Below are 1,340 nucleotides of genomic sequence, written 5' to 3' on the forward strand. Positions count from 1 at the left end.
AAGAAGCTTGACGCACAGTAGCGCCAATAGTTATTGCAATTTGAGGTGTACCACCAGCAGTACTAACAGTGATATTTTCGTTAAAATTAACAGTAAAATCTAAATTTTGCCCTGCTGTATATGTTGCGTTTGAAGGAACTGAAACACTGGTTACTGTTGGTGCCACTGCACTAGAAATTACAGTAGTTGTATTGTCTGAGTCTGTATCTGTACCATCATCTATAGCCACAGTAAATGTTGTGGTTTCTGAAACTGCAGTTCTATTGTCTGTAGGATTGTAAGACAAAGCTCTTAATTTAGTTTGTAAATCTGCGGGACTTGTACTCGCAATGGTATAAGGACCTGTACCAGAAAGTCCTGTTCCTGTTAATACTCCTTTAGCATTATTGTCTAAAGTTATGGTTGCAGATAAATTATCGCCATCTGCATCTGTGGTTGTTATTGATGAAAAAGGATTTATGGTTGCATTATCGTTTACAGTTTGTCCTGCTGCTGTATTTCCTATTACTGGAGCTGTGTTACTAGCAGCAAGAGTAAGGTAATCAAATACCATACGTTCTGATGCTGAAAATGGTGAATCTGTAGTAATTGTAATCTGTGTGATGTTTGTATAGTTTAAAGTTACTATTTCTCCACCACTAAAACTACTTGTTTTAGTTACGGTTGTATTACTACCACCTGTAGGTGTAAAAGTCCAAGTTCTAGTATGTGACTCTGTACTGATTACTCTTATATTATCTACATTTACTGCTTGATTAAAAGAAATAATCATTTCGTCGGCAGTTTGCGACGAAAATTGATGAAATGCTACTTGGTTTGTTCCAAACGCAGCATTTGTTAGAATTGCTGTATCATCAACTCCATTATTTTTAGCAGCTAGTGTCATTGTAATACCAGAAAGTGTTTCACTTACATTAGTAGGCGTATTATCTGTTGTTGTTCCAGTTGAGAGGTCAAAAGTTTGCGAAAAGGATTGATTTGAATAGGTTAAAAGTATACCAATAATCAATAATAAAGTAATTTTTTTCATAATAATAAAGTAATTTTTTTCATAATGAGAATGTATTTGATATTTTAAAAAAGATAATCAAATTTAATAAAGTCAATACAAAAAAAAACAGGTACTTCTACCTGTTTTTAAATCAAAGTGTTTTTTAATTTAGTCTCTAGAAGGAAAAATACCTTGTAAAGCAATTAAATAATTTACAGTTTCGAATGGTTGCATATTGTTGTGATCTCTACTTCCACCATTATTTCCAATAGTAAGTCCTGCATTTCCACTAATGGTTTGTCCGTTTACGGTGTTACCTGATGAAGCTGGTCCAAAATTCTTTGTTTTG

Annotated in this window: 1 protein-coding gene and 1 pseudogene; both read right to left on the reverse strand. The window is 33.5% G+C overall.

The annotated features are described in order from the left end of the window. On the reverse strand, positions 1 to 1,030 hold a 1,030-nt coding region (locus ACTG3S_RS12325), incomplete at its 3' end, for a hypothetical protein (protein ID WP_439129650.1). 129 nt (positions 1,031 to 1,159) lie between these two features. Further along, positions 1,160 to 1,340 (reverse strand): annotated as a pseudogene (locus ACTG3S_RS12330) (phage tail protein); the annotation flags it as partial.

Source organism: Polaribacter sp. (genome assembly GCF_965656025.1).
Taxonomy (GTDB): Bacteria; Bacteroidota; Bacteroidia; order Flavobacteriales; family Flavobacteriaceae; genus Polaribacter.